Here is a 25,761-nt window from a genome sequence, read left to right as displayed (position 1 = left end):
CTGTCCCTTGCTTACTGCGGTGGCGGACGCTGGCGACGCCCTTGCTGCTGCCCTTCGCCGCGCTGGCCCTTCGCACCCTGGCGCGGCGGCGTCGGCTTTTCGCCCTGCAACATCACACGCGCGCCGTCCTTGAGGCGATCGCCGCCCTCGGTGACGACGAGTTCACCTTCCTTCACACCGTCGTTGATCGCCACCAGATCGACCGTCGACTCGCCGCGCTTGACCGCGCGCATGGACACGGTGCGGTCCTCGTTGATCACATAGACGAACGTGCCGTTTGGCCCAGTGCGCACCGCGGTCACCGGCACGACGACGGCGCTGATGGTGCGCAGCGTCATCTGCACGTTGACGAACTGGTTCGGGAACAGCGGCGCGCCCTGGTTCGCGAAGCGCGCCTTGGCCTTGACGGTGCCGGTACTGGTGTCGACCACGTTGTCGAGCGTCGAGAAGGTGCCGGTGTCGAGCACCGAAGCGCGCACGCGGTCCATGGCCTTTACGTGCAGCGGCTCGCCCTTGGAGAGCTGGGCCTGGATGTCGGGCACGCGGTCCTGCGGCACCGCGAACTGCACGTCGATCGGGTTCATCTGCGTGATGACCGCGATGCCCGTGGTCGCGTTGGCCGTCACGTTGTTGCCCGGGTCGACCGTGCGAAGCCCGATGCGGCCCGCCACCGGTGCGGTGATGCGCGTGTATTCGAGATTGAGCTTGGCTGCGGCTTCGGCGGCGCGATCGGTGATCACCGCACCTTCGAGCTGCTTGACCAGCGCGGCCTGCGTGTCGACGTCCTGCCGGGCGATCGAGTCCTGGCCGAGCAGCGTGCGATAGCGCGCCAACGTGACGCGGGCGGCCTCGAGCTGCGCCTCGTCGCGCACCCGCGTGCCCTGCGCCTGGGCCAGCGCCTGTTCATAAGGGCGCGGATCGATTCGCGCGAGCACTTGTCCCTTGGTGACCGTCTGCCCTTCCGTATAGAGCACCTCGGTCAGCACCCCGCCGACCTGCGGCCGCAGCGTGATGGTCGCCAGCGGCGTCACGGTGCCGAGCGCGTCGATGAGGATGGGGAGGTCCGTGCGGCGTGCCTCCGAATGGCCGACCGTCTGGCTGAGGCCACCGGCGCCGAAGCCGGGACGTCCGCCTGCCGGCTCGCCCGAGCGCTTGATGAGATACCACCCGCCTGCCGCCAGTCCCGCCACGAGGATCAGCGCCAGCGACGTACCCAGCCAGCGCCGTCCACGTGAAGGAGGCCGGGGTTCGGGATGGATGGGAAGGTTGGGCTCGGCGTTGGGTGACGACATTGTTGGAGTCAGGCTTTGGACGTATGCCTCTGAGTGGAGCCGGGAATCGTAGCGCTCCGTTCTTACAAACCGTAAAGCCTCGGTAAAGCCCAGGTTGCCGTCTGCATCTGGCGACAGCGATCTGCAACTGGCGCCGCCGGGGTGCAGTTCGTCGCATCGCCATGGCGGGCGGGACGGGTCGCCGGCACAGTCCGCCCATCGATTCAGGAACCCATCCACCTCTCACGGAGCACACCATGCTGATGCAGATCCTCCTTCACACCCCCAAGTGGGTCTTCGGCCTCTTCGCGTTGCTGCTGTGGCTCGGCGCCCGCCAACTCGTCGCGTCCAGCCTGAGCATGACCCGCACGGCGCTCATGCCGGTGGTGATGGGCGGCCTGTCGGTCTTCGGGGTCGCATCTGCTTTCGGCGATTCGATCGTGTCGCTGCTGGCCTGGGCTGCCATGGTCTTCGCGACGCTCGCGCTGGTGCTGCAACGCGAGTTGCCCGCGGGCACACGCTACGACGCTGCGGCCCGCCGCTTCCATATCGCGGGGACTGCGGTGCCGCTGATGCTCATGATGGGCATCTTCTTCACCAAGTACATCGTCGGCGTGCTGATGGCATTCCATCCGGAGTACGCTCACCAGACGCCCTTCAGCATCGGCATCAGCGCCCTGTACGGCACGTTTACCGGCGTCTTCGTCGGCCGTGCGATCCGCCTGTGGCGCCTTGCGATGCGCGGAGACGCCGCCGGGGTCGCCGCCTGAACCGCAAACCAGAGACGAAGGAGCTTGATCATGACCAACGAAGACATCGACCACCTGGCCCGCAAGCGCGCGAAGGCGAAGATCGGCTGGTTCATCCACGCCACCGTCTACGCGACGGTCAACATGATGCTCATCGGGCTGTCGCTCTACACCGGCCGCGGCTGGGCGATCTTCCCGCTGCTCGGATGGGGCCTGGGCCTTGCGCTGCACGGCGCTTCCGTCTGGCTCTTCGCGCCCGGCGGCAATCTGCTCGAACGGATGGTGGCGCACGAGCGCGCCAAGCTCGATGCGAGCCATGGCGATCCGTGGTGAAGGCCTTTGACTGGCAACTTCGTCCAGAATCGGCAGCCATGACCGGAGACGCCTCTTGATCGCCACGTTCAAGCGCAACCTCACGCGCGAAAACATGCGGGACGTGTTGCGACACGGGGTGAGCACCGCGTTCATCTGCTGCCTGATCGCGATCATCTTCATCATCACGGGGCATGGCAGCTGGATCTCGCAGTTCGTCTATTCGCTCGCGATCGGCCTGATCAGCTGGCTCATCATCGATCTGGGCCGCCTGATGATGAGCCCGGACCCCAGCAAACTCTGGCCGCACGGCCCCAAGGGCATCGCGCTGGTGGTCTTCGGCATCTTCGTGGGCTTCGTCGTCGGTAATGCGATTGGCGATGCCTACAACGGCGCGCCGGTCTTCGGGCTCTGGACCATGGCACCCCAGAAGCTGGCCTCGATGGTGGTCATCACCGTCGTCTCGGGCGTGGTCATCTGCTACTACTACTACAGCCGCGGGCGCAGCAAGTACCTCGAAGGCGCCATCGCGATCGCCGAGCGCGACGCGGCCGATGCACGGCTCAAGCTGCTCGAAACGCAGCTCGAGCCGCACATGCTCTTCAATACGCTCGCGAACCTGCGCGTGCTGATCAAGACCGACCCGGATCGCGCGATCGCGATGCTCGACCGGCTCAACAGCTACCTGCGCGTGACGCTCGGCGGCTCGCGCTCGCTGGCGCATCCGCTGGCGGCCGAGTTCGACCGGCTGCGCGACTACCTCGAACTGATGTCCGTGCGAATGGGCGACCGGCTGCGCTATACGCTCGACCTGCCCGATGGGCTGCGCGACGTACCGGTGCCGCCGCTGATGCTGCAACCGCTGGTTGAAAACAGCATTCGCCACGGCCTCGAGCCCCGCGTGGAAGGCGGCGAGATCGTCGTACGCGCCCGACGCAACGGCACGACCCTGCTCATCGAAGTGACGGACACCGGCGTCGGCATCGATGCCGAAGCGGCTGCGCCGTCCAAGGAAGGCGGCTTCGGGCTTGCGCAGGTGCGCGAACGGCTGCAGACCGTCTACGGCCCGCAAAGCACCATGACGATGGCCCCGCTGCCGACCGGCGGGACCCGTGCAGCCATCAGCTTCCCCCTGTCTGCCTGAACTGAATGAATCCGACCGCACTCATCGCCGAAGACGAGCCGCTGCTCGCACAAGCCCTTCGCGCCGAACTGGCCGCCGTATGGCCTGAATTGCAGGTGGTCGCCACCGTCGGCGACGGACGCAGTGCAGTGCGCGAAGCGCTGGAGCAGCTTCCGCAGGTGCTCTTTCTCGACATCCGCATGCCCGGACTCGACGGACTCGGCGCGGCGGCGGAACTGGCCGACGCCTGGCCGGTGGACGAGGCGCCCATGCCGCAACTCGTCTTCGTGACCGCCTATGACGAATACGCCGCGCGCGCCTTCGATGCGCAGGCGATCGACTATGTGCTCAAGCCGGTGCAGTCCGACCGGCTGCGCCGCACCGTGACCCGCGTGCGCGCGGCGCTGGACCAGCGTTCATCGTCGTCCCTGCCTGCGGACGATGCGCTCGCCAGCACGCTCGCGCAATGGCGAAAGGTGCTCGGGGCCGCCGAATCCGCATCCACCGGTGTCGCACCGCTCAAGCTGATTCCTGCGAGCGAGGCGGGATCGTCAGGCAACACGGTCCGGATGGTGCCGATCGACGAGGTGCAGTACTTCGAAGCGGCCGACAAGTACGTCCGAGTGATCACCGCACAAAACGAATACCTTATTCGCACACCGCTCAAGCAATTGCTGCCGCAACTCGATTCGCAGGCCTTCTGGCAGGTTCACCGTGCGGCGGTGGTGCGCGCCGATGCGATCGAAGCAGTCCACCGCGACGAGGCGGGCAAGCAGCATCTGACGCTGCGCGGACGGACCGAAAAAATCCCGGTCAGCCGCCTGTATGCCCATCTATTCAGGGCGATGTAGTCCGGCTCTGACACCGCAAGAACGAGGCCAACGGACCAAAGAAAAGGCCGGCCCTTTTGACGGGGCCGGCCTTTTCATGTGACAGCAGGCTATTTATAGGTGTGAGCCGTTCGCTCAGCGGTAGTAACGGTGGCCGTGGCCGTGGTAGTACGGCCCCGGGTAGTACACGGGAGCCGGACGGTAGTAACGCGGCGCCGGTGCGTAATAAACGGGTGCCGGGCGGACATACACCGGTGCCGGAGCCACATAGGCCGCTGGCGGGTAATAGACCGGCGCCGGGGCGACGTAATACGGTTGCGGCGATGCGACACCGACGGCGACGCCAGGGACGTTGACACCGACCGACCAGGCAACATTGGCTGCGCTCGCGGACGCTGCGGCAAAGAGCGCACCTGCGGCGACAGCGCCTGCAGCGGCCCATTTGAAGAGTGTGGATCGAGTTGTGCTCATGTCTGGACTCCTGTTTAAAGCGGGCGTATCGATCGCCCATGTGCGTATTCAACGCGGCAAGTGTCAAGGCGGTGTACGCCGCTCTGTGAAGAAGGTTGCCAAAGGTAACGTGCCTCCAGCGGCACGTAGAATGCGTGAATGACTTCCGCCGCAGCCGACAACGATACCGCCAAGCCTAGCAATTTCTTGCGCCACGTCATCGAAAACGATCTCGAGCAGGGCACATATTCCGACCGCAAATGGGGTGGCGACCCCGGCGATGCCGCTCACCACGCCCAAGGCATGCAAGACCCGGCCAAGGTCCGCATGCGTTTTCCGCCAGAACCCAACGGCTACCTCCACATCGGCCACGCCAAGAGCATCTGGCTGAATTTCGAGCTCGCCAAGGAATACGGCGGCGTGTGCCACCTGCGCTTCGACGACACCAATCCCGAAAAGGAAGAGCAGGAATACGTCGACGCGATCCGCGACGCCGTGCAATGGATGGGCTACGAACCCGTGATGGCCGACGACCCGGCCCACCCCGGCGCGCGCAACGACCACGTCTACTTCGCGAGCAACTACTTCGACTTCATGTACCGCGCGGCCGAGTACTTGATCACCTCCGGTCATGCCTACGTCGATGAGCAGAGTGCCGAGGAGATCCGGGCCAATCGCGGCGACTTCAACACGCCGGGCACCGACAGCCCCTTCCGCTTCCGCACGCCCGAGGAAAACCTCGCGCGCTTCCGCGAAATGCGCGACGGCAAGCTGCCCGACGGCGCCGCGGTGCTCCGCGCGAAGATCGACATGGCGAGCCCCAACATCAACATGCGCGACCCGGCGCTCTACCGCATCCGCCGCGCGACGCACCACAACACCGGCGACAAGTGGTGCATCTATCCGATGTACACCTTCGCGCACCCGATCGAGGACGCGCTGGAGCAGATCACCCATAGCATCTGCACGCTGGAATTCGAAGACCAGCGCCCGTTCTACGACTGGCTGCTCGACCGGCTCGCCGAAGGCGGCCTGATCGCTTCGCCGCATCCGCGCCAATACGAATTCGCGCGGCTCAACGTCACGCACGTCATCACCAGCAAGCGCAAGCTGCGCCAACTGGTGGAAGACGGACATGTCGATGGCTGGGACGATCCGCGCATGCCCACGCTCGCCGGGCTGCGCCGCCGCGGCTACACGCCTGAAGCACTCAAGCTCTTCTGCGAACGCTCCGGCGTGACCAAGTCCGGTGGCTGGATCGACTACGCGAGCCTCGAAGCCGCTTTGCGCGACACGCTCGACCCGGTCGCCCCGCGTGCGATGGTGGTGCTCGACCCGGTCAAGCTCGTCATCACCAACTGGGGCGAGTTGATGGGCGGCGACGACGTGCTCGACGAATGCACGGCGCCCGTGCATCCGCACCACGCCGAGATGGGCCGCCGCAATTTCAAGCTCGGCCGCGCAGTGTGGATCGAGCGCACCGACTACGAAGACGTGCAGCCCAAGGGCTTCTTCCGCCTCTTCCCCGGCAACAAGGTGCGCCTCAAGTACGGCCACGTGATCGAATGCACCGGCGCGACGCGCGATGCCGACGGCAAGCTCGTCGAAGTGCAAGCCAAGCTGGTGCCCGACACGAAGAGCGGCACACCCGGCGCCGACGCGATCAAGGTCAAGGGGAACATCACCTGGGTCGCGGCCGCCGATGCGCTGCCGGCCGAGGTGCGTCTCTACGAGCGCCTCTTCGCAGCCGCGCAACCCGGAAGCGGCGAACTGCTCGACGAACTCAACAACGACAGCCTCGTCGTGACGCAGGGCTACGCCGAGCCGTCACTGGCGTCGGCCGCGCCGGGCGCGCCCTACCAGTTCGAGCGCCACGGCTACTTCGTGCTCGATTCGCACGTGGGCGCAAACGGCCAGCGCGTGTTCAACCGCGCGGCCGGGATGCGGGACAGCTGGGGCAAATAAGTCAGAGCGGCTTGGTGAGATAGACCGCTTCGCGCCCCACGATCGCACGCTGCGCCGGCATGAACACGGTGCAGTCATCGCAGGGCGCACGGATCTCGTCGGGGCCGTTGTTCGCGATGAGCTCGCCCTTGGCAAAGGTCTCGAACCCGATCAACGGCCGCACGAAGCGGAAGTCCTCCGACTTGATCACATGCGTCTCCAGCAGCTCGTAACGCCGCTGTGGTGCCGGCGGAGCGGTGGGCGCCCTCTCGATCAACCCGAAATGCGCAAGGAAACGCAGCGTCACTTCGGTCGCGAGATCGGCCGCTGACTGCTTGAAGTGCTGGCCGCACTCCACAACCACTGCCGCGCCCGGCGCATCGGCACCGGCATGCAGCCCATGCTGGATCAATGGCGTGCCGGAGCCCAGTCCGGCCGGCATCACCAGATGAACCGGCGGCAGGCCGATCGCCATCGCCACCTTCGCGTTGCGCTCGTAGGCGGGGTACACCCAGAAGGGCACCACGTCCTGGCTCGTCGAATGAATGTCGAGGATGTGATCCGCCGCCGCCACCACCGGACGCAGCTCGCGTGCGCGGCGCAGTTCGGGGCTGTCCTCGGGGCCATCGAGCCACTCGTCGGACCAAACACGGTTGAGGTTATGGACGATCTGCCGGTTGTCGAAGGGCTTGGCCGGATCGAAGGCGTTGTAGGCCTCCACATGCGCGAAGCTCACGGTGAGCGTACCGATGAGCGGACGGACGCCCGTATCGAGCAGATGAGTCGCCGCCACCATCCCGCAGATTTCGTTGCCATGGGTCAGCGCATTGATCAGCACATGCGGGCCGGGCTTGCCGGATTCGAAGCGGTGGACGTAGTCGATGCCGGTGTTGCCTTGGCGATAGGCCGAAATGTCGCGTGGGAGCACTTCGAGATCAGGGTTCTGTGTCATTGCGCGAGTTTGCTACACCTTGGCGCCGCGCGCAGGCAGTGCCTGAGGCGCCGCCGATTGGGCCGTAGACTCGCGGGCCATCCATGAGTACCCGCATCAAGAAGCTTTTCCATGCCCCTGACCGCTGAAATGCGACGGTCGATCGACCAGATTCGCGATTACCTCTTTGGCGGCGGCTATCCCGATCCCGTCAGCAATGCGGAGCAGTTGTCGTTCCTCTTTTTCTTCTTCCTGCTGGAGACCATCGACGACGAGAACAGAAGGCGCGCCGAGGTCCTGAAAGAGCCCTATGGCGGCATCTTCGATGGCGAATGGACGCTCCGGAGTGCCGAGACTTCCGCGCGCGAAGGTGGTCGCATCGCCACCGTGCTGCGGACCGCAGAGCGGACGATTCCGCGCGACCGCTTTCGCTGGACCGTCTGGGCGCGGGAAATGTCAGGCCAGGCACTGGTGGATTTCGTGGGTGACCAGGTCTTCCCGTTCTTCGCGGAGATCGGTGCGGCCGGCGCGCACGACTTCATGCGCAGCGCGCGCCTCGGCATCCACGACCCGACGGTGCTGACGCAGGTCGTCCGCCTCGTGGACGGACTGGGCCTTGCCGATGCCGACTCCGACACCAAGGGCGATCTCTTCGAGCATGTGCTGCGGCAGATCAAGCAGGCGGGCGAGCTCGGGCAGTTCCGCACGCCGCGCCACATCATCCGGCGCATCGTCGAGATGGTGGACCCGACCATCGGCGAGACCATCTACGACCCGGCCGCGGGCACCGCGGGCTTTCTGGTGGCGGCGTACAACCACATCCGGCTCGGACGTTCGTCGCCCGAGACCATCGTCGAGGTCGAAGTGGAAGGCAAGACCCAGCGGCGCGGCCTCGGCGATCTGCTCACGGCCGAGGACCTCGACGTCCTGCGCAACAAGACCTTCTACGGCAACGACGTCGACCCGAAGATGGTGCGGCTCGCCACGATGAACCTGCGCCTGCGCGGGCTGGACAACGTGCGCATCCTGCAGCGCAACGTGCTGACCTCGGTCCTCGACGAAGCCAGCAAGGAAGAGCTCGGCCTGCCGCCCGAAGGCTACGACCTCGTGCTGGCGAATCCGCCCTTCTCCGGCCGCGTCGACAAGAAACGCATCGTCGATTCGGTGCGCGTGGGCACCACCAGCAGCACCGAGCTGCTGTTCCTCAAGTACCTGCTCGACAGCCTCCGCGACGGCGGCCGCGCCGCGGTCGTCGTGCCCGAGGGCGTGCTCTTCGGCTCGTCGAGCGCCCATCTTGAACTGCGGCGCCAGCTCGTCGAAAGCAACCAGATCGATGCCGTGCTGAGCCTGCCCAGTGGCGTCTTCCAGCCCTATTCGGGCGTGAAGACCTCGGTGCTGTTCTTCCGCAAGGGCGGCGCCACCCGGCGCGTGCTGTTCCTCCACGTCGACGAGGACGGCTACGAATTCGACGCCAACCACGACACGCCCAACGAGGACGACGATCTGCCGCGGCTGGCCATGGCGTATGCACAGCGAGAAGCCTCGCTGTCGCGCTGGGAGGCGCGCGAGCCCGATGCGGACTGGAACGAGAAGTGGTGGTTCGCCGATGCAGCCGCGCTGCGCGACAACAGCTACAACCTCACCGCAAGCCGCTACCGCCCGCTGGGAAGCAGCGAGGCCGAGCACCAGGACTTCCTCGAACTGCTCGACGACGTGATCGTGCGGGAGCTCGAACTGGTCAAGGTGATGGAGACCCTGCGAGACATGGTCAGGGAGTACAAGCCGTGACAGCGCCCCGGATCGCGCTGCGGGAGGTGGTCGAGGCGAAAACGGGCACGATGAACCCGACTGCCTGGCCCGACGATCCGATCACCTACGTCGACGTCACGGCCGTCGACAACAAGACCAAGTCCATCAGCGGCGCCCGGACCATGCGTGGCGCCGAAGCGCCGAGCCGCGCGCGCAGGTTGCTGCGCACTGGCGACGTGCTGGTCTCCACGGTGCGGCCCAATCTCAACGCGGTGGCGCTGGTGCCCGATTCGCTCGATGGCAACGTGGCGAGCACTGCGTTCTGCGTGCTTCGCGCAACGCCGCGCGTGCTGCCGGAATACATCTACTTCTTCGTTCAATCCGCAGGCTTCGTTCGCGGCCTGGAGCGTCTGGCAAAAGGCGCGCTCTATCCGGCCGTCACCGAGGCATGCGTGTTCGACCAGGCGATACCGCTTCCGTCGATCGAAAAGCAGCGACGCATCGTCGACATGCTGCTGTGTGCGCAACGTGCGCTGCGCATGCGTCGCGAAATACGGGAGCGCACGGGACGACTGCTGCCCGCGCTCCATACCAACACCTTCGGCGACTCGCTCGCCAATCCAAAGCACTGGCCCGTGGTGCCGCTCGAAAGCCTGTTGCGGACTTCACCGCAGAACGGCCTGTACAAACACAAGTCGACGTATGGCGACGGCACGCCGATCGTGCGGATCGACAGCTTCCGTGACGGCGCCCTTTGCGAACCCGCAAGCCTGAAGCGGCTTCGCCTCGACGAGGACGAGGCAGCGCAGTACACGCTGGCCGAGGGCGACATCCTCGTCAATCGCGTCAACAGTGCGGAGCATCTGGGCAAGAGCGTCATGATCCGCACGCTGCCGGAGCCCACCGTGTTCGAGTCGAACATGATGCGGCTGGTCATCGATCCGGAACGTGCGTTTCCGCAATACGTCTTCTCGGCACTGCAGACGGCAAGGACGCGGCAGCACTTCGCACTCAATGCCAAGCGCGCGGTCAACCAGGCGAGCCTGAACCAGAAGGACCTGAGGACGGTGCCGATCATGCTGCCGCCGCTCGACAAACAGGCCGCCTTCGCGCGCTACGCCGACTTCACCGCATCCGCGAGAGGAATGGAGGCGGCAATGATCTCGAAAGCCGAAGCCACGCTGGCGTCGTTGCTGGCGAAGGTCTTTGGCTGATCAGCCGCATCAGCCGGCCTTCTTCGCAGCATCCACCAGCGCACGGATGGCCCACCGCCGGACCTTCTGCGCTTCGGCATCGTCGAGCTGAAGCACGTCCTTGAAGACGACCATCGCCTCGGTGCCGATCACGAGTGCGAGTGCACGGCTGAGGTTCCTGAAAGCGGCGGGCTTGAATTGATCGCGGGTCGGCTCCAGCGCCGCCTCGATGAGCGGCGTGCGGCGGTTCTGCCGCGCAGGAAGTCCGTCCGGCTCGTCCCGCATCGCGCCTTCGATCGAACGCGCCAGCAGCAGCCGCAGCGCCGCCTCGTTGGCGCGGATCATGCCGTGGAGCGCACCGTCGACGCGCTCCAGACGCTGAACCGGGTCTTGCGCAGGTGCGTCGCGAAGCACCTCGACGGGCTCCGGCACCGCCACATCGAGCGAGGCCTCGTGATGCAGCGCATCCACGTTCGGAAAGTAGCGGTACGCGGTCGCGCGCGACACCGCTGCCTCTTCGGCAATCTCCTCCAGGCTCGGCTTGCGCCCCTGCTTCATGAGGCGCGCCGCCGCCTGCAGGAGGTCCTTTCGGGTTCGGCGTCGCTGGTTAGGGCGGCCGGTCGTCTCCGCGTCGCTCATTGAGGAAGCTGGCGAATGATCGCCGCGAGGTCCAGCCAGACGTTCTCGCGCCGGATGTCGCCACCATCGGTGAACTCGACCACATGGAGCAGGCGGAATTCGAGTGGCCTGTCGCGGCCTTCGAGCCCGAAGGGACGGCCCGGCGCCCTGCCCCGCCACATCGATTCATCGACCATGAAGTTGTCGCCATAGAGGCGACGCGTGGCTTCGACGCGGCTGTCGGACAGGTCGTTGAAGAGCGCTTCATAGAACGGTCGCGCGCCGGCATGGCCGCGCGTCGGTCCGGTCGGCGCACCGACGACGTCGTGCTCCACATCGGGTGACAGCGTGGCGAGCACGCCTTCGACATCGTCCCGGGCCTCGAAGCCGAAGTGCTCGTCCATCTTGCTATCCATTTGCGCGCGCGTGAGTGCCATGGCAGTTCTCCTGGGGGTTGTGGAGCCTGCCGTGAACTCTAATGAGACAAAAATCTCATTACAAGAAAATGATCTTGATTCGCGAATCCGGTCTCATTGCGGAAAACTATGCTTCGCGTCCGCAAGTTGCTTGCGCCGGTACTCGCCCTGCCGCGTGAACATCCAGCCCGGGTACTCGGCCGGCAGGCGACTCACCGCGTCGAGCTGTTCGAGCTCCGCTGCAGTCAACGTCACCTTCGTGGCCGCGATGTTGTCCGCAAGCTGATCCGGTCGCTTGGCGCCGATGATCACGCTCGTCACCTGCGGTTGGTGGAGCAGCCACGACAGCGCGATCTGCGCCACCGACACGCCGTGCGCTTTTGCAATCGGACGCATCGCATCGACGCAATCGAACGCACGGTCCTTGTTCACTGGCGGGAAGTCGAAGGTGGTGCGGCGGCTGCCCTCCTCCGCCTGCTGCTCGCGTCCGTATTTGCCGCTGAGGAGGCCGCCTGCGAGCGGGCTCCACACCATGAGGCCGACGCCTTCGCTGGCGAGCATCGGTACCAGCTCGCGTTCGAGATCGCGGCCCGCGATCGTGTAGTAGGCCTGCAGGGACTCGAACCGCGAGAGGCCCAGCCGCTCAGCCACGCCCAGCGCCTTCGCGATCTGCCATGCCGCCCAGTTGGAGACGCCCACATAGCGCACATGCCCCTGGCGCACGAGCTGGTCGAGCGCGCGCACGGTTTCCTCGATCGGCGTGGCCGGATCGAAGCCGTGGATCTGGTAGAGGTCGATGTGGTCGAGCTGGAGGCGCTTCAGGCTCGCCTTCACGCCGTCCATGATGTGCCCGCGCGATGCGCCGCGCGCGTTCGGCCCCGAACCCATCTCGCTGAACACCTTGGTCGCGACGATCACGTTCTCGCGCGGCACCTTGAGGTTCTTCAATGCCTGCCCGGTGATCTGCTCCGAGAGGCCACCCGAGTACACGTCCGCGGTGTCGATGAAGTTGATGCCGGCATCGAGCGCCGAGCCGACCAGCCGCTCGGCATCTGCCTGCTGCAGGTCGCCGATATGTGTCCAGATGCCCTCGCCCCCACCGAAAGTCATGGTCCCGAGGCAGAGTTCGGACACGAAGAGGCCGGTGCGGCCCAGTGGTAGATAGCGCATGGAAAGGATCTCCTTGAAGCGAATCCGCGAGCATAGGGGCCGGCGCGGAATCCTGCAGGCGGCGCGACCGCATCCTTTCGGGCGGCTGGATCGTCATGTGGATGTCACATCCACCCGCCCGGCATCGCCGGAGAAAGGAACCACCATGAAACGCATGATCCGATACCGCCTCAAGGCCGATCGCGTGGCCGAGAACGAGCGCCTCGCCGCCGCCGTGTATGAGGAGCTGCGCAGCATCAAGCCTGCCGGCCTGCGGTACGCCACATTCCGGCTCGACGACGGGGTGAGCTTCGTCCACCTCGTCTCGTACGAGGAAAACACCGCGACCGATGTCCTGACTTCGCTTGCGTCCTTCAAGGCTTTCACGGCGGGTGTGCGTGATCGCTGCGAAGATCCGCCGGTCACGACCGAACTGAAGGAGATCGGCTCCTATGGCTTCTTCGACCGATGAACCGGATTCGATCATCGCGGCGCTCGAGGAGGGCCGCCGGCGCTTCCTGGCGCTGGTCGGCGACATCCGCCCGGAGCTGCATCGCTATTGCACCCGGATGACCGGCTCGGTCGCCGACGGCGAGGACGTGGTGCAGGACACGCTCGCGCGGGCGTACTACCAGTTGCCCGAGCTGAAGGAACTGCCCCCGCTGCGGCCCTGGCTCTTTCGCATCGCGCACAACCGCGCCATCGACCACATCCGGCATGAGTCGCATCGGGCATCGGAGCCGATCGAGTTGGCGCTCGACCTCGCCGACCGGGAGGACCACGAGCCCGACCAGGCGCTCGCGCGCAACCAGGCAGTGCATGCGGCGCTCTCCTGCTTCATGCAGCTCGCACCGGCGCAACGCGGCTGCGTGATCCTCAAGGACGTGCTCGACCACTCGCTGGAAGAGATTGCCGAGGAACTCCAGTTGAGCGTGCAGGCCGTCAAGGCGGCGCTGCATCGCGGCCGGCAAGTCCTGAGCGAGCTGTCACCAGCGGAAGCGAAGACACATCCTGCCGCGCGACCCATCTCACCGGAACTGCAGCGCTACGCCACGCTCTTCAACGCGCACGACTGGGACAGCCTGCGCGCGATGCTCGCGGACGATGTACGTCTGGATCTGGTCTCGCGACGCAAGGCAGCGGGACGGCGCGAGGTGAGCCTCTATTTCGGCAACTACGCGAGCGTGAGCGATTGGCACTTGGTGCCCGCCCACCTCGACGGCCACGAAGTGCTGGCGGTGATGCGCGAATCCGGGGCGGCGCGGCCCGGCTACTTCGTCGAGCTCCAGTGGCGCGATGGCCAGGTGGTCGCCATCCGCGACTACCGCTACGTGAAATACATCGCCGAGGACGCAGCCCTGGTGCTGGCGCGCTGATCAGCGGATCGCCACGCCCCACGGCAGCTTGCCGACCGGGACATCCGCGACCTTGGTGTTCGTCACCGTATCGATGACCGACACGCTGCCAGAGCGCCCGCACGCCACATACAGCTTGCCTCCATCCGGCGTGAGCGCCATGTTCCACGGCCGCTGCCCCACGGGGATGGTCGCGACGACCGTGTCGGTCGTGGTGTCGATCACCGACACGCTGGCATCGCCGCCGTTCGACACGAAGACGCGCTTGCCGTTCGGATGCACCGCAATGCCGTTGCTGCGCACGCCGGCGCTGATCTTCTTCAACACGCCGAACGTGATGGCGTCGATGACGAAGACCTCGTTCGAGTTCTCGGCGGCAACGTAGGCGCGACGTCCGTCCGGCGAGAAGCCGATGCCACGCGGCCGCGACCCCACGGGCACCTGCGCGACCTGCTTGCGCTTCTGCACGTCGATGATGTCGACCGCCCCGCCATCCTCCGCGCTCACGAAGACGATCTTGCCGTCGGGTGAAAAGACGGCGTGCTCCGGATTCTTGCCACGCACCTTCACGACGAAGGCCTTGCGGTTGCTGCGTGTATCGACGAAGGCGACGTCGTTCGACTCCTCCACCGCCGCTACGACCCAGCGGCCGTCCGGCGAGATGCCGACGCCCTCCGGCGATTCGCCAAGATCGATGCTGCCCGTCATCTGCCGGCGAGGAAGATCGACCAGCACCAGCCGGTTGTTCGGCTGGTCGCTCACATAGGCCATGCGCCCATCCACACCGATGGCCGTGCCGCGCGGCTTCTTCCCTGCCTCGATGTCGGCGACCACCTTGTCGGTGGCCGTGTCGATCACGCTCAGCGTGCCCGATCCCTCGTTGGGCACATAGGCGAACGGGGCAGCCGCAGCAAGAAGCGGTGCGGCAAAGACCCATCCGAGCCACGTGTACCGCAAGAGACGCCTGGACTTCATGCGAGCTCCTCTCTGAGTGTTTTGATCAATGGTTCAGCATGCGCCCGAAGACGCCATCGCGGTCGAACGCATGCTTGAGCGCCGCGAGCACATGCCCAGCGATGAGCACGGTGAAGACCATGGCCGTCGTGACGTGCACAAGGCCGAAGAACGCATAGACCGAAGGAAGCGGCGGCCCCCAGGGCGGCCATGCGAATCCGAAGAAGGTGATGCCGAAACGACTGAAGTTCGACGCGATATAGCCCGACAGTGGCATCACCACCATGCACACGTAGAGCGCCACATGCACCGTTCGCGCTGCCCGGCGCTCCATCTCGCCCATCACCGCCGGCCAGGGCGGCGATGCATGCGACAACCGCCAGACGATGCGCAGGACGATCAACAGGCCCAGCACGATCCCGATCGACTTGTGAAGATTGACCACGCCCGAACGCTCTGGCGTGGCGCGCGGCGCAATCTCGTCCAGCAGAAAACCGAAGGCGATCTGCCCAAGCAGCGCGATGCCCAGCAGCCAGTGGAACCAGACGGCAGTGCGGGTGTATCGCGCGGACGGCAGCACTCGCGGACTCGCGGTTCTTGCTGATGATATACCGCTCGATTGCATGCCAGCACATCTCAAAGACCGGTCAGGAAGTGCGCAAGGTTCTCGATGTCCTGCGGGCTCAGCGTGTTCGCCACGCTGGTCATGCTGCCGGCATCGTTGGTGCGCGTCCTGGCCTTGAAATCGGTGAGCTGCTTGACGATGTAGTCGTAGTTCTGCCCTGCCACCCGCGGAATCTCGTTCTGCCCGGCAAATCCGCCGAGGTGGCACATCGTGCACAGCGTCTCTTCGGACTTGGCCTTGCCGAGCTTTGCCTTGTCAGCATTGGCAGCGAACTTCTGGCGCGGCGGCTTCTGGGCCGAGAAGTAGTCCGCAAGCTCGCGCATCTCATCCCGGCTCATGCCCGTGACCAGAGGCGCCATGACTTCGTTCTTGCGGCGCCCTTCCTGGAAGTCACGCAACTGCAGATAGAGATAGCGGGACGTCTGTCCCGCGATGATCGGATAGACCGGCATGATCGGCTGCCCATCCGTACCGTGGCATGCAGCACACGCCGCCGCCTTCGCAGGCACCGCCGCTTGCTGCGCCCCTGCAAGACCGCTAGCAGAGACCACCCAAGCCCCGAGAACCAGCGCCCTAAAACCCAGAGCACCCGCGGAACCGGCTCCGCCGGTCCGCCGGGTGCGCCCCCTTGAGGGGGTGTCCGAGTCACACGAAGTGGACGAGGCTGGGGGTGTTCTCATCAAAGCCCAAACACGACCACGGAATTGCCGCGCTTGAAGTCAAGCTGCGTGTTGCCGCCCGCCGCGACGGCGATGTATTGCTTGCCGTTCACGGTGTATGACACCGCCGGTGCATTCACGCCCGCGCCGCACTGGTACTCCCACAGCTTCTTGCCGCTCTTGGCATCGAAGGCGCGGAACAGGCCGTTGCCTTCACCATTGAAGACCAGGTTGCCGCCCGTCGCGAGCACGCCGCCGATCAGGGGCTGCTCCGTGTCGAACTTCCAGGCGAGCTTGCCGGTGTCGAGATTCACCGCGGCGAGCCGCCCCCACTGCTTCTCGGAAGGAATCACCTTGAACGCGCCACCGAGCCACAGCTTGCTGCCACCGGGGTACTTGGCTTCCTCGACGTGGTAGGTCATCGGCTGATGCAGGTTCGCCGCGTACGCGATGCGCAGGTTCGGGTTGACCGCCATCGGGCTCCACTCGACGCCGCCGTTGGCGCCGGGCAGCATGCGCGCGCCGTCCTTGGTCGGCAGCACCCACATGTTCTCCTGCGGCACCATTGCTTCGCTGTAGCGGATGAGCGCTCCGGTGGCGCGGTCGTGCACGTAGACGTGCCCGGTCTTGCCGCCATGGATCGCAACCTTGCGCATCTTGCCGTCCTTGTCCTTCGCTTCCGTCAGGATCACGGGCGATGCCGCGTCGAGGTCCCAGACATCGTGCGGCACGTACTGGTAGTGCCACTTGTAGGCTCCGGAGTTGAGATCGATCGCCACGATCGAGTCGGTGTAGAGGTTGTCCCCGGGGCGCTCTGCGCCGTAGAGGTCCGGGCTCGGGTTGCCGACCACGAAGATCACCGTGTTGGTTTCCTTGTCGATCGCGGGCGCCATCCACACACCGCCGCCGAGCGTCTTGTAGAAGTCACCACCCGCCTTCTCGAACTGGGCCTTCTCGGCCGCGATGTCGCGGAGCATGTTGCGCTGCGTCGCATCGTTCTGCGCCCACACGCCTTCGTGTCCCTTCTCGGGAACGGTGTTGAAGGTCCATAGCAGCTTGCCGTCGTTCGCGTCGAAGGCCTTCACGAAGCCGCGCACGCCATATTCGCCGCCGTTGGTGCCGATCAGGATCTTGCCGTTCACCGCCACCGGGGCCATGGTTTCGGAGTAGCCCTGCTCGGGATCCGCGATCTGCGACGACCACAGCAGCTTGCCGCTCTTCGCGTCGAGGGCGACCAGCTTCGAATCGAGCGTGCCCATGTAGAGCTTGTCACCCATGACCGCGACGCCGCGATTGTTCGGTCCGCAGCAGAAGGTCGTGACCGGACCCATCTTGTGCTTGTAGTGCCAGAACTCCTTGCCCGTCACCGCATCGATCGCGTAGACGTGGTTGTACGAGGTGGTGAGGAACATCACGCCGTCGACGACGATCGGGGCCGTCTCCATCGACTCGACCACTTCGGTCTGGAAGGTGAAGACCGGGCGCAGCTTCGAGACGTTGGCCGTGTTGATCTGCTTCGCCGGATAGAACCGGGTCTGCGCGTAGCTCATGTTCGAGTGCAGGAAGTTGTTCGCATCCTTGTCCGCGGCGTCGAGCTTCTGCTGCGGCACCGAGATCGTCTTGGGCACCGGCGAGCCTGTCGCGCCCTGATTGGGCACTTCGCCCTGACCGAAGGCACCGAAAGAGACGAGGCCGAGCACAGGCGCGGCAACGAGCGAACGGCGCAGATGGTGCGGGAACTTGGTCTTCTTCATCGCGGGTCTCCTCAGGCTTGTGATGAGCCTCTTTTGCCACCGCGGCGACCCGGGAGCCGGCGTCGCAAGGCGCATGTGGGGTGACGGTGGATGCACGCCCGCGACAGGCTCCGACCGCTCGAAAGATGGTCGCCCTGCCTCGCCTCGCTTGCAAGCGTAGCCACATTCAGGTCCACTGAATAGTGGATTCTTTCGGTGCACCGCAGCATTCGACGACTGGAGGAAGAGCCATGAATCGACCCGCCTCACTGCTTCGCCATGGGCTGCAATCGCTGATGCCCTGGGCCTTCGCACTAGCGCTCGCCACGTTGATCGGCGATGCCGCAGGACAGGCCGAAACCGACCCGAGTCCTCATGCGCAACTGCTGGTCGCGGCCCGCCAAGGCAAGGTCGAGCGCGTGAAGGAACTGCTCGCCAGCGGCGCTTCGGTCAACGCGCGCAATCCAGTGGGCAAGACGCCTCTCTTCATCGCCTGCGAGAAGGGCAACACCGCGCTCGGCATCGTGCTGATCGATGCCAAGGCCGACGTCAACATTCCGTCGACGGCCCACGTCACGCCATTGATGGCCGCGAGCTACAGCGGCGAGGCCGAACTCGTGAAGCGCCTGCTCGCCGCCGGCGCGCGCACCGATCCGGTGGACCGCATGAACAAGTCAGCGCCGGTGTATGCGGCGGCTCAAGGCAACACCGCCGCACTCGATGCCCTGCTGGGCGCGGGTGTCGACGTGAATGCGATGTACGAACACAACCTCACGCTGCTGATGTGGGCCGCGGGGCAAGGACATGCCGATACGGTGCGCCTGCTGCTCGCGCGTGGCGCAAAGGTCGATCTGCGCGACGACCGTGGAATGACTGCCTTCGACATTGCGCGCGGCGCCGGACAAGGTGCCGTGGCAGAGGCAGCCGGGCTGCACTAGGACTCTTCGGAGGGCGTCGGATCCACTGCCGGCTTCGCGCCCTTCTTGCGAGAGGCTCGGGCGTCCTTCTTCGCCTGCCGCTCCGCATCGAGCCGCTGCCCTTCTGCGAGCCACTGCGCGAACTCCTCTGGCGTTTCAAGCGTGATGCGGCCCATGTTGCCGCTGCGGAATTCATGCATGACGACCTCGGCCGCCTTCTGGGTGTTGACCTTGCCCTTGCCGAGCAACGCCCCGCGCTTGCGGCCGATCGTGTCGAGCACCTCGTCGTCGGTGAGCCCCGCGATCGGGTCGATCTTGAATCGCGCCTCGACCAATGCGGCGTAGTGCTGCTTCAGGTACGACAGCAGTTCGAGCGCCACCAGTTCTTCATCGAAGGCATTGCGCCCAACCGCGCCGCTGGCCGCGAGGTTGTAGCCGCTCTTGGCGACGATGATGCGCGGCCACAGCATGCCCGGCGTATCCCACAGGTAGAAATCGTCGGCCAGCACGATGCGCTGTTCGAGCTTGGTGATGCCTGCCTCATCACCCGTCTTGGCCTTGCGAGTGCCGGTCAGCGTATTGATGAGCGTGGACTTTCCGACATTGGGAATTCCGCAGATCAGCACCCGCATCGGCTTGGCCATGCCGCCGCGGTTCGGAGCGAGTGCGTGGCAGGCATCGATGAGCTGCCGCGCCGGGGCGGTCAGGCTTGCGTCGAGGCCGATCGCGCGGGTCGCTGGCTGGGCGTTGTAGTGCGCCAGCCAGGCTTCGGTTTGCGCCGGATCCGCCAAGTCCTGCTTGTTCAGCAGCTTCAGCCCCGGCTTGTGCCCGGTGAGGTCGGCCAGCATCGGATTCGCACTGGAGCCGGGCAGCCGCGCATCGAGCAGCTCGATGACCACGTCGATCTCCTTGATGCGCTCGGCGATGGCTTTCTTGGTCAGGTGCATGTGACCGGGGAACCACTGGATGGCCATCGCGAATGTCTTTCTTTTGTCGGTGAAACGGAGCGCGGATTGTCGCGCGCCCGGTCAGGCCCCGAGCGCGGACCGGTAGCGCCGGCTGCACGGGATGTGCGTGCCATCGCGCATGTGCAGCCGGGCCTCGCCACCGTCGAGCGGCTCGATCTCGGCGATGCGGTCGAGATTGGCCGCGTAACTCCGGTGCACGCGAACGAAGCGCGCCGGATCGAGCTGGGTGAGGAAATCCGTCAATGTCGCGCGCAACAGGTAGTCATGGCCGTTGACGCGCAGGCCGACGTAGTTGCCCTGCGCCTGCAGCCAGTCGATGTCGGCGGCCGCGATCAGGAATTCGCGGCGCAGCTTCCGCACGAGAAAGCGGTCGGGCCGCTGCGGCGGCGAGCCGGGCGTGTCGGGTGACGGGTCGGCAACCGGTTCGGGCTCCGGCGGACCTTCGGGCGGATCCAGCACCCGAGCCTCGCCCTGCAGCCGCAGCATGAAGACCCGGTAGCTCCAAAGCGCGATCAGGATCAGGACGTAGGTCCGCGCGTCTTTCAGGTACTCGTAAGGCCACTTCGAGAGCCAGTCGCCGAAGTCGTAGCGGCTGCCCGCCCAGAAATAGACAAGGTGTCGCAACCCGACCATCAGCGCCACGTGCACCAGGCTGAACACCACGCTGGCCAGCGCATGCCAGCCGATGTTGCGACGCCAGGTGCTCCGGCTGAGCGGAAACCGCCTCTCGAAAGCGACCACGGCCGGCACCAGGGCCAGCAACGCGAGATGGCTGGTCAGTTCCCAGGCCACCGGCTGCCAGGTCGCGATCTCGCGCCCGGACTGGCGAACGTCGATCACCGCGATCACGGTGCCGATGGCGGCCTGCAACGCCATGACCGCGACCCAGAAGCCAACCTCGGCCCATCGCCGATAGGGCTGGTAGCGCTCGAACAGGTTCTTTCCGGGTTCGGTCATCGACCCGGATTCTCACGAATCCGCCCGTGTCGCGGCATTTTTCGTCCCTCCAGGCCGCCGTTCATCACAAAACCGCCGCGCGTCGTCCCCCCGGCCACCCCTTGCAAAGGGCCCGCTCCCAGCATCGAGGCAACCAAGGAGCGACACCATGACCACTGAACGGCGACACGACATCGACGCACTGCGGGCGCTGGCCTTCACCCTGCTCATCCTCTACCACGTAGGCATGTACTACGTGGCCGGCTGGCCCTGGCACATCAAGAGCCCGCACGAGGCCGAATGGCTGCGATGGCCCATGGTGATCGTCAACGTCTGGCGGATGGACCTCGTGTTCCTGATCTCCGGCGTGGCCTTCGGCTTCCTGAGCCGCGGTCGCGGGCCGATGTCGCTGATCGGCCACCGCACCGTCCGGCTTCTGCTGCCGCTCGTCTTCGGGATGGCCGTCGTCGTGCCCTACCAGGCCTACGCGCAAGGCGTCGCGAACGGGCTCGTCGCACCGGGCTTCATGGCCTTCATGCTGCGCTACTGGTCGGGAGGGCCGTGGCCCAAGGGCGCCTTCGACGGGTCGGAATTTCCGATGACCTGGAACCATCTCTGGTACCTGGCCTATCTCTTCGTCTACACGGCGATCCTGGCGCTGCTGCTGCCAGTCCTGCGCTCACCCGCCGGCCTGCAGCTCCGCTCAGCGTTCCTCCGCCTTCGCGGCTGGCGGCTGATCGCGGTGCCGACAGTGCCGCTGCTGCTCTTCACGCTCTGGCTGTCGCCGCGATTCCCGGCGACGCACGACATGGTGCACGACTGGTACCTGCACGCGCTGTACTTCACCGTCTTCCTCTACGGCTACTGGATGGGCGTCCATGAAGAAATCTGGCTCGAACTGGCACGGCTGCGCCGCCCGGCGCTGGCGCTCGCGATGGCATGCATCGGCGTTTACCTCTCGCTTCGATATATCGGCATCGGCGCAACGGCGCCTGCCTGGATCGCCCGAGCACTGCGCGCCGCTTACCTCTGGAGCGCGATCGTGGCGGTCCTCGGCTTCGCACACCGGTATCTCAATCGCCCTTGGCCGTGGCTGCGCTGGGCCAACGAATCGGTCTACCCCTGGCACATGCTGCACCAGACGCTGATCATCATGGCGGCCGTCGCGCTCGCACCGCTGCGGCTCGGCCCTGTACTTGAGCCTGTAGTGATCGTCTTTCTGACGGCGGCCGGGTGCTGGGCGTTAACAGACGCCCTGATCCGCCGCCTGCGCTGGCTGCGTCCGCTCTTCGGGCTGCCCCGCCAAGCACCGAAGCAGGCTTCGCGAAATGGAAGCACCGTCATTGTGGGCATTTGAACCGCAGGGCCGCAACACGCATGCTAGAGGCCTGCCCACCTGCAGCGAAAGGCGCACAACATGCAGATCCAGGTCAACACGAGCAACGGCGTCGAGAACAAGGAAACACTGGAACGATGGGCCGACGGCCAGCTTCGGCAGAACCTCAGCCGCTTCGTCGACGCGGTGACGCGCGTCGAGGTCCATCTCAGCGACGAGAACCACACCAAGGGTGGCGGCATGGACAAGTGCTGCGTCATGGAAGCCCGCCTTGTCCATCATCAGCCATTGGCTGTCACCCAGCACGCCCCGAGCCTCGACGAGGCCTTCCGCGGTGCATCGGACAAGCTCAGGCGTTCGCTCGACAACGCGCTCGGCCGCCTCTACAACCACCGCGATCGCGAATCGATCCGCACCGGCTCCGAAGAAGCGGGCGACGAGGGGAACGCCCCTTGAGCCCCTTCAGGCACAGGCTGCGCGGCGGACCCCGCGCCCCGGCAGCGCTGACATGCCTCCTGCTGGCTTGCCTCGCGCAGGGCGCGTTCGCGGGCAGCATCAAGGGCAAGGTGATCTTCAGCGGCGCCGCGCCCCCTGCCGCGAAGGTGCCGGTGACCATCGACCAGTACCTCTGTGGCAACGAGAAGCCGGCGGACGACCTGCAGGTCTCTTCCGCACGCGAGATCCGCAACGCGGTCGTCTGGATCGAGAACGCACCGCCCGACTCAACGCCCGCTTCGACGAAGAAGGTGGAAGTCGATCAGAAGGGCTGTACCTTCGTGCCCCGCGTGGTGGTGGTGCCCGCGGGCGGCACGGTGGACTTTCTCAACAGCGACCGCCTGCTCCACAACATCCACGCGACGCCGAAGGCCAATGTGTCGTTCAACCGGACGCAGCCGATGGGCCGCACCATCCCGATCACTTTCGCCCAGCCGGAGATCGTGCGCATCAACTGCGACCTGCATTCGTGGATGACCGCATGGGTGGTCGTCGCGGCGCACCGCTTCTATGCGGTCACCGGACCGGACGGCGGCTTCGCCTTCGACGACCTGCCGCCCGGGCAATACAAGCTGCAGATCTGGCACGAGCGACTCGGAACCATGCCGGCGAGCGTCACCGTGGGAGAGCAGCAACAGCCGGCGCAGGTCAGCGTCGAGATGAAGATGCGCTAGGGAACGACGGTGATCTTCTTCGACGCTTCCCAGGCGGCGGAATGCGTCGGCTCGGCGATCGCGCGCAGCATGCCGCCTTCGTCCAGCGCCACGGTGAAGGTCACCGTCGGCGCGGAATACACGGGATGCAGGTAGACACGCGCGATCTCCACCGTGTCCTTGTAGAGCGCGATGTAGCGCACGAAGTGCTCCTGCAACGACGGATGCATCGACTCCGCCCCGATGCTGACGGTCACGTTGAACCAGGCCCCCCGCTTGACGCTATCCGGCGCCGTGATCTTCGGGGTGTGCTTGCCGTCGAAGCCCTTGTGCAGCTCGCGAAACTCCGGTGTGAACTGCTGCGCCTGGTCTTCCTCGGCGTGCGCGGGGAAGAAGAAACCGAGGCCGATCGTCAAAGCCGCGATGTGGGCGAGGCTGGGGGTGTGCATATTCAAACATCCGGCAGGAATTGCTTGACCAGCTTCAGGAGCTCGCTCGGGCTGTAAGGCTTGGCGATGTAGCTCGAAGCACCGGCCTGCATGGCCTTGTCGCGATCGCCGCTCAACGCATACGAGGTGATGACGATCACCGGGATGTGCCGCGTGCCGACCTCCGTCGTCAGCAGCTTGGTGGCATCGAGACCGGACATCCTGGGCAACTGCACATCCATGAGGATCAGGTCAGGCAGCTCGCTGCGCGCAAGCGCCACACCGGTCTCGCCATCGGCAGCCTCGAAGAGCTTGCAGGCCGAGCGGCTCAGGAGTTGCCGCACGATCTTTCGGTTGTATGCGTTGTCCTCGACGTAAAGGATCTTGCGCTCGCTCATTGTGATGCTCCGCCCGCGCGCAGGGGCACGGAAAACCTGAAGGTGGAGCCCTTCCCGACGACGCTCTCGACCCAGATGCGTCCGCCGAGACGCTCCACGAACTTCTTCGAAATGCTCAGACCCAGGCCGGTTCCGCCGAACTCGCGCGTGATGGTGGTGTCCACCTGCCTGAACTCGGTAAAGATGTTGTCGAGCTCTTCCTCCGCAATGCCGATGCCGGTGTCGGAGACGCTGTAGACCAGTTCGTCGCCGGCGAGCACTACCGCGATCTCCACCTTGCCCTTGCGCGTGAACTTCAGCGCATTGCCCGCGAGGTTGGTGAGGCACTGGGTCAGCCTGCCACTGTCGCCGTAGGCCGTGGGCAAGTCGTCCGGCACATGCGCGTTGAACTCCAGCCCCTTCTCGGCGGCGATCGATCGCAGCGCGGTGCGCACCGTGTGCACCACGTCGCTCACCACGTAATCCTCCAGAGCGAGTTCCATGCGCCCGGCTTCGATCTTCGACAGATCGAGCACGTCGTTGATGAGGCGCAGCAGATTGCGTCCGTTCACCTGGATGTCCGCCAGAGGCTCCTTCAGCTCGGACGGCACGTCGCCGTAGATGCCGTCCATCATCATTTCGCTGAATCCGAGGATCGCGTTCATCGGGGTGCGCAGTTCGTGGCTCATGTTCGCGAGGAACTCCGACTTGGCCTTGCTCGCGCTGGACAACTGCTCGTTGAGATCCACGAGCTTCGTGGCAGCCTGCCGCTGCGACTGGTCGAAGCGCTGCAGTTGCTGGCTCATGTGATTCATCCGGTCGGCGAGCGCACCGAACTCGTCACGGTTGGGCACCGAGATTTTGCGCCCGAAGTTGCCGGCCGCCACATCGTCGAGAAACACATGCGCCGCCCGCACCGGAAGAATGAAGGACCACGAGATCACGAACCCGCACAGCCACGCGAGCAGCACCGCACTCACAGCGAAGGCGGAGGTCAGGATCAGCGAGCGGCGGTTGGCTGCGCTCACGCTGTCGCGCAGGCGCCCCATGCGGTTTTGCTCCATCTCCACGAGCTGGCCCATGTAGAGCGCAATCTGTTCGTCGAGCCGCTCCTGGCGCTGGAGAAGATCGGTAGTGATGCGCTCCAGATTGCCGTCGCGGATCGCGTTCGCGATGTCGGCTACCACGCCCATGGCGTCGTCCTGCGAGGCGCGGATGCGGTCGATCAGCCCCTTCTGCCCAGAGCCAGTCGCAGTGTCGAGCTTGGCCAGCGATTCGTTGAAGCGGTTGTTCTCCCGCAGGATGCGCTCGATCGCGGCCTCGTCCTTCGACAGCATCGCGAGTGCAGTGAAGTGCATCTGCCGGTCCAGCGCATGCTGGCTCTGCTGCGACCAGTTGACCCGCTCGTGTGCCTCGTCGAGCAGGCGACTCTGCTCGGTGGTGTTGACGAGCATCATGAGGCTCGCCACCGCCATCGCGATGAACAGCAGCGTGATGATCAGGAAAGCCAGCAGCAGCTTGGTGTGCACCGAGGCGCGAACCCGCGCCACCCTTTGCACCAGCCCGGAGAAGGGTGACCGCTTCAATACC

The 25,761-nt window shown here is 65.4% G+C and carries 28 protein-coding genes; 13 read left to right on the top strand and 15 right to left on the bottom strand.

The window, feature by feature from the left end:
- Positions 1-11: 11 nt before the first annotated feature.
- Positions 12-1,292, bottom strand: a complete 1,281-nt coding sequence (locus FHW64_RS00630) for an efflux RND transporter periplasmic adaptor subunit (RefSeq protein WP_184521999.1) — start codon at positions 1,290-1,292, stop codon at positions 12-14.
- Between the two features lie 236 nt (positions 1,293-1,528).
- On the opposite strand from FHW64_RS00630, the gene FHW64_RS00625 reads away from it, so the two are divergent.
- The 4 genes from FHW64_RS00625 to FHW64_RS00610 are packed head-to-tail and all read left to right on the top strand — an operon-like array spanning position 1,529 to position 4,306.
- The gene (locus FHW64_RS00625) at positions 1,529-2,041 is read left to right on the top strand and encodes a DUF6622 family protein (protein ID WP_184521996.1); all 513 of its coding nucleotides are present in this window, start codon (positions 1,529-1,531) and stop codon (positions 2,039-2,041) included.
- Between the two features lie 30 nt (positions 2,042-2,071).
- Positions 2,072-2,353 carry a 2TM domain-containing protein gene (locus tag FHW64_RS00620; protein WP_184521993.1) on the top strand — a complete coding sequence of 94 codons (282 nt, stop codon included), beginning with the start codon at positions 2,072-2,074 and terminating at the stop codon, positions 2,351-2,353.
- 55 nt (positions 2,354-2,408) lie between these two features.
- Complete coding sequence (locus FHW64_RS00615) at positions 2,409-3,476, top strand: sensor histidine kinase (protein WP_260303591.1); 1,068 nt, start codon at positions 2,409-2,411, stop codon at positions 3,474-3,476.
- Between the two features lie 5 nt (positions 3,477-3,481).
- Positions 3,482-4,306 carry a LytTR family DNA-binding domain-containing protein gene (locus FHW64_RS00610; protein ID WP_184521990.1) on the top strand — a complete coding sequence of 275 codons (825 nt, stop codon included), beginning with the start codon at positions 3,482-3,484 and terminating at the stop codon, positions 4,304-4,306.
- A 114-nt stretch (positions 4,307-4,420) separates the two neighbouring features.
- On the opposite strand, the gene FHW64_RS00605 is transcribed toward FHW64_RS00610, so the two are convergent.
- Positions 4,421-4,756 carry a hypothetical protein gene (locus tag FHW64_RS00605; protein ID WP_184521987.1) on the bottom strand — a complete coding sequence of 112 codons (336 nt, stop codon included), beginning with the start codon at positions 4,754-4,756 and terminating at the stop codon, positions 4,421-4,423.
- 138 nt (positions 4,757-4,894) lie between these two features.
- Between FHW64_RS00605 and FHW64_RS00600 the strand changes: the two genes are divergently transcribed.
- Positions 4,895-6,700, top strand: a complete 1,806-nt coding sequence (locus tag FHW64_RS00600; protein WP_184521984.1) for a glutamine--tRNA ligase/YqeY domain fusion protein — start codon at positions 4,895-4,897, stop codon at positions 6,698-6,700.
- Between the two features lies 1 nt (position 6,701).
- On the opposite strand, the gene FHW64_RS00595 is transcribed toward FHW64_RS00600, so the two are convergent.
- Positions 6,702-7,631 carry a succinylglutamate desuccinylase/aspartoacylase family protein gene (locus FHW64_RS00595; protein ID WP_184521981.1) on the bottom strand — a complete coding sequence of 310 codons (930 nt, stop codon included), beginning with the start codon at positions 7,629-7,631 and terminating at the stop codon, positions 6,702-6,704.
- Positions 7,632-7,742: 111 nt separating this feature from the next.
- Here FHW64_RS00595 and FHW64_RS00590 point away from each other — a divergent pair, with 111 nt between their 5' ends.
- Positions 7,743-9,398: a class I SAM-dependent DNA methyltransferase gene (locus tag FHW64_RS00590; protein WP_184521978.1), complete on the top strand. Its 1,656-nt coding sequence runs from the start codon at positions 7,743-7,745 to the stop codon at positions 9,396-9,398.
- Positions 9,395-10,573: a restriction endonuclease subunit S gene (locus tag FHW64_RS34670; RefSeq protein WP_184521975.1), complete on the top strand. Its 1,179-nt coding sequence runs from the start codon at positions 9,395-9,397 to the stop codon at positions 10,571-10,573. The genes FHW64_RS00590 and FHW64_RS34670 overlap by 4 nt, the downstream gene beginning before the upstream one ends.
- A 9-nt stretch (positions 10,574-10,582) precedes the next feature.
- Here the strand turns inward: FHW64_RS34670 and FHW64_RS00580 are convergent, their stop codons facing one another.
- The 3 genes from FHW64_RS00580 to FHW64_RS00570 all read right to left on the bottom strand — a co-directional run bounded on the left by FHW64_RS00580 (position 10,583) and on the right by FHW64_RS00570 (position 12,756).
- A complete protein-coding gene (locus FHW64_RS00580) occupies positions 10,583-11,191 on the bottom strand; it encodes a TetR/AcrR family transcriptional regulator (protein ID WP_184521972.1) in 609 nt (202 codons plus the stop codon).
- Positions 11,188-11,607, bottom strand: coding sequence for a nuclear transport factor 2 family protein (locus tag FHW64_RS00575; RefSeq protein WP_184521969.1), 420 nt, complete (start codon positions 11,605-11,607; stop codon positions 11,188-11,190). Before FHW64_RS00575 ends, FHW64_RS00580 begins: the two co-directional genes overlap by 4 nt.
- 93 nt (positions 11,608-11,700) lie before the next feature.
- Complete coding sequence (locus FHW64_RS00570; RefSeq protein WP_184521966.1) at positions 11,701-12,756, bottom strand: aldo/keto reductase; 1,056 nt, start codon at positions 12,754-12,756, stop codon at positions 11,701-11,703.
- Between the two features lie 145 nt (positions 12,757-12,901).
- On the opposite strand from FHW64_RS00570, the gene FHW64_RS00565 reads away from it, so the two are divergent.
- Both FHW64_RS00565 and FHW64_RS00560 read left to right on the top strand, forming a co-directional pair.
- Positions 12,902-13,207: a hypothetical protein gene (locus FHW64_RS00565; RefSeq protein ID WP_184521963.1), complete on the top strand. Its 306-nt coding sequence runs from the start codon at positions 12,902-12,904 to the stop codon at positions 13,205-13,207.
- Positions 13,188-14,111, top strand: a complete 924-nt coding sequence (locus tag FHW64_RS00560; protein ID WP_184521960.1) for a sigma-70 family RNA polymerase sigma factor — start codon at positions 13,188-13,190, stop codon at positions 14,109-14,111. Before FHW64_RS00565 ends, FHW64_RS00560 begins: the two co-directional genes overlap by 20 nt.
- Here FHW64_RS00560 and FHW64_RS00555 read toward each other — a convergent pair whose 3' ends face one another.
- The 4 genes from FHW64_RS00555 to FHW64_RS00540 all read right to left on the bottom strand — a co-directional run bounded on the left by FHW64_RS00555 (position 14,112) and on the right by FHW64_RS00540 (position 18,082).
- Positions 14,112-15,065 carry a beta-propeller fold lactonase family protein gene (locus tag FHW64_RS00555; RefSeq protein ID WP_184521957.1) on the bottom strand — a complete coding sequence of 318 codons (954 nt, stop codon included), beginning with the start codon at positions 15,063-15,065 and terminating at the stop codon, positions 14,112-14,114.
- Between the two features lie 25 nt (positions 15,066-15,090).
- Positions 15,091-15,624, bottom strand: a complete 534-nt coding sequence (locus FHW64_RS00550) for a cytochrome b (RefSeq protein ID WP_311733238.1) — start codon at positions 15,622-15,624, stop codon at positions 15,091-15,093.
- Between the two features lie 56 nt (positions 15,625-15,680).
- The gene (locus FHW64_RS00545) at positions 15,681-16,178 is read right to left on the bottom strand and encodes a c-type cytochrome (protein WP_311733237.1); all 498 of its coding nucleotides are present in this window, start codon (positions 16,176-16,178) and stop codon (positions 15,681-15,683) included.
- Between the two features lie 170 nt (positions 16,179-16,348).
- On the bottom strand, positions 16,349-18,082 hold the full coding sequence (locus FHW64_RS00540; protein ID WP_184521948.1) for a PQQ-binding-like beta-propeller repeat protein: 1,734 nt from the start codon (positions 18,080-18,082) through the stop codon (positions 16,349-16,351).
- Positions 18,083-18,312: 230 nt separating this feature from the next.
- On the opposite strand from FHW64_RS00540, the gene FHW64_RS00535 reads away from it, so the two are divergent.
- On the top strand, positions 18,313-18,999 hold the full coding sequence (locus tag FHW64_RS00535; RefSeq protein ID WP_184521945.1) for an ankyrin repeat domain-containing protein: 687 nt from the start codon (positions 18,313-18,315) through the stop codon (positions 18,997-18,999).
- On the opposite strand, the gene ylqF is transcribed toward FHW64_RS00535, so the two are convergent.
- Positions 18,996-19,952, bottom strand: coding sequence for a ribosome biogenesis GTPase YlqF (gene ylqF / locus FHW64_RS00530; RefSeq protein WP_184521942.1), 957 nt, complete (start codon positions 19,950-19,952; stop codon positions 18,996-18,998). The two genes, FHW64_RS00535 and ylqF, sit on opposite strands and share 4 nt — an antisense overlap.
- A gap of 54 nt (positions 19,953-20,006) precedes the next feature.
- Positions 20,007-20,903 (bottom strand): LytTR family DNA-binding domain-containing protein, encoded by an 897-nt coding sequence (locus tag FHW64_RS00525; protein ID WP_184521939.1) that lies wholly within the window; start codon positions 20,901-20,903, stop codon positions 20,007-20,009.
- A 148-nt stretch (positions 20,904-21,051) separates the two neighbouring features.
- On the opposite strand from FHW64_RS00525, the gene FHW64_RS00520 reads away from it, so the two are divergent.
- The 3 genes from FHW64_RS00520 to FHW64_RS00510 are packed head-to-tail and all read left to right on the top strand — an operon-like array spanning position 21,052 to position 23,387.
- Positions 21,052-22,239 carry an acyltransferase family protein gene (locus FHW64_RS00520; RefSeq protein ID WP_184521936.1) on the top strand — a complete coding sequence of 396 codons (1,188 nt, stop codon included), beginning with the start codon at positions 21,052-21,054 and terminating at the stop codon, positions 22,237-22,239.
- A gap of 60 nt (positions 22,240-22,299) precedes the next feature.
- Positions 22,300-22,674, top strand: a complete 375-nt coding sequence (locus tag FHW64_RS00515) for an HPF/RaiA family ribosome-associated protein (RefSeq protein ID WP_184521933.1) — start codon at positions 22,300-22,302, stop codon at positions 22,672-22,674.
- The gene (locus tag FHW64_RS00510; RefSeq protein WP_184521930.1) at positions 22,671-23,387 is read left to right on the top strand and encodes a carboxypeptidase regulatory-like domain-containing protein; all 717 of its coding nucleotides are present in this window, start codon (positions 22,671-22,673) and stop codon (positions 23,385-23,387) included. The genes FHW64_RS00515 and FHW64_RS00510 overlap by 4 nt, the downstream gene beginning before the upstream one ends.
- Here the strand turns inward: FHW64_RS00510 and FHW64_RS00505 are convergent.
- From FHW64_RS00505 to FHW64_RS00495, 3 genes are read right to left on the bottom strand one after another with little or no spacing between them, the layout of a single operon-like run.
- Positions 23,384-23,815, bottom strand: coding sequence for a desulfoferrodoxin family protein (locus FHW64_RS00505; protein WP_184521927.1), 432 nt, complete (start codon positions 23,813-23,815; stop codon positions 23,384-23,386). The genes FHW64_RS00510 and FHW64_RS00505 overlap by 4 nt on opposite strands.
- Positions 23,816-23,817: 2 nt before the next feature.
- Positions 23,818-24,192 carry a response regulator gene (locus FHW64_RS00500; RefSeq protein ID WP_184521924.1) on the bottom strand — a complete coding sequence of 125 codons (375 nt, stop codon included), beginning with the start codon at positions 24,190-24,192 and terminating at the stop codon, positions 23,818-23,820.
- Positions 24,189-25,721, bottom strand: a complete 1,533-nt coding sequence (locus FHW64_RS00495) for an ATP-binding protein (protein ID WP_184521921.1) — start codon at positions 25,719-25,721, stop codon at positions 24,189-24,191. Before FHW64_RS00495 ends, FHW64_RS00500 begins: the two co-directional genes overlap by 4 nt.
- Positions 25,722-25,761: the final 40 nt, after the last annotated feature.

This window comes from Variovorax sp. Sphag1AA, assembly GCF_014192575.1.
Taxonomy (GTDB): Bacteria; Pseudomonadota; Gammaproteobacteria; order Burkholderiales; family Burkholderiaceae_C; genus Variovorax.
The sequence above is the reverse complement of the archived record's forward strand: the minus strand, read 5'-3'. Positions and strand labels throughout refer to the sequence as shown.

Bases quoted from the DNA above. Each gene is read 5' to 3' on its own strand.
- FHW64_RS00610 (WP_184521990.1), top strand. From the start codon at position 3,482: ATGAATCCGACCGCACTCATCGCCGAAGACGAGCCGCTGCTCGCACAA.
- FHW64_RS00575 (WP_184521969.1), bottom strand. From the start codon at position 11,607: ATGGCACTCACGCGCGCGCAAATGGATAGCAAGATGGACGAGCACTTC.
- FHW64_RS00570 (WP_184521966.1), bottom strand. From the start codon at position 12,756: ATGCGCTATCTACCACTGGGCCGCACCGGCCTCTTCGTGTCCGAACTC.
- FHW64_RS00560 (WP_184521960.1), top strand. From the start codon at position 13,188: ATGGCTTCTTCGACCGATGAACCGGATTCGATCATCGCGGCGCTCGAG.
- FHW64_RS00515 (WP_184521933.1), top strand. From the start codon at position 22,300: ATGCAGATCCAGGTCAACACGAGCAACGGCGTCGAGAACAAGGAAACA.
- FHW64_RS00565 (WP_184521963.1), top strand. From the start codon at position 12,902: ATGAAACGCATGATCCGATACCGCCTCAAGGCCGATCGCGTGGCCGAG.
- FHW64_RS00505 (WP_184521927.1), bottom strand. From the start codon at position 23,815: ATGCACACCCCCAGCCTCGCCCACATCGCGGCTTTGACGATCGGCCTC.
- FHW64_RS00540 (WP_184521948.1), bottom strand. From the start codon at position 18,082: ATGAAGAAGACCAAGTTCCCGCACCATCTGCGCCGTTCGCTCGTTGCC.
- FHW64_RS00595 (WP_184521981.1), bottom strand. From the start codon at position 7,631: ATGACACAGAACCCTGATCTCGAAGTGCTCCCACGCGACATTTCGGCC.
- FHW64_RS00630 (WP_184521999.1), bottom strand. From the start codon at position 1,292: ATGTCGTCACCCAACGCCGAGCCCAACCTTCCCATCCATCCCGAACCC.
- FHW64_RS00525 (WP_184521939.1), bottom strand. From the start codon at position 20,903: ATGACCGAACCCGGAAAGAACCTGTTCGAGCGCTACCAGCCCTATCGG.
- FHW64_RS00590 (WP_184521978.1), top strand. From the start codon at position 7,743: ATGCCCCTGACCGCTGAAATGCGACGGTCGATCGACCAGATTCGCGAT.
- FHW64_RS00580 (WP_184521972.1), bottom strand. From the start codon at position 11,191: ATGAGCGACGCGGAGACGACCGGCCGCCCTAACCAGCGACGCCGAACC.
- FHW64_RS00500 (WP_184521924.1), bottom strand. From the start codon at position 24,192: ATGAGCGAGCGCAAGATCCTTTACGTCGAGGACAACGCATACAACCGA.
- FHW64_RS00605 (WP_184521987.1), bottom strand. From the start codon at position 4,756: ATGAGCACAACTCGATCCACACTCTTCAAATGGGCCGCTGCAGGCGCT.
- ylqF (WP_184521942.1), bottom strand. From the start codon at position 19,952: ATGGCCATCCAGTGGTTCCCCGGTCACATGCACCTGACCAAGAAAGCC.
- FHW64_RS00625 (WP_184521996.1), top strand. From the start codon at position 1,529: ATGCTGATGCAGATCCTCCTTCACACCCCCAAGTGGGTCTTCGGCCTC.
- FHW64_RS00620 (WP_184521993.1), top strand. From the start codon at position 2,072: ATGACCAACGAAGACATCGACCACCTGGCCCGCAAGCGCGCGAAGGCG.
- FHW64_RS00535 (WP_184521945.1), top strand. From the start codon at position 18,313: ATGAATCGACCCGCCTCACTGCTTCGCCATGGGCTGCAATCGCTGATG.
- FHW64_RS00555 (WP_184521957.1), bottom strand. From the start codon at position 15,065: ATGAAGTCCAGGCGTCTCTTGCGGTACACGTGGCTCGGATGGGTCTTT.
- FHW64_RS00600 (WP_184521984.1), top strand. From the start codon at position 4,895: ATGACTTCCGCCGCAGCCGACAACGATACCGCCAAGCCTAGCAATTTC.
- FHW64_RS00520 (WP_184521936.1), top strand. From the start codon at position 21,052: ATGACCACTGAACGGCGACACGACATCGACGCACTGCGGGCGCTGGCC.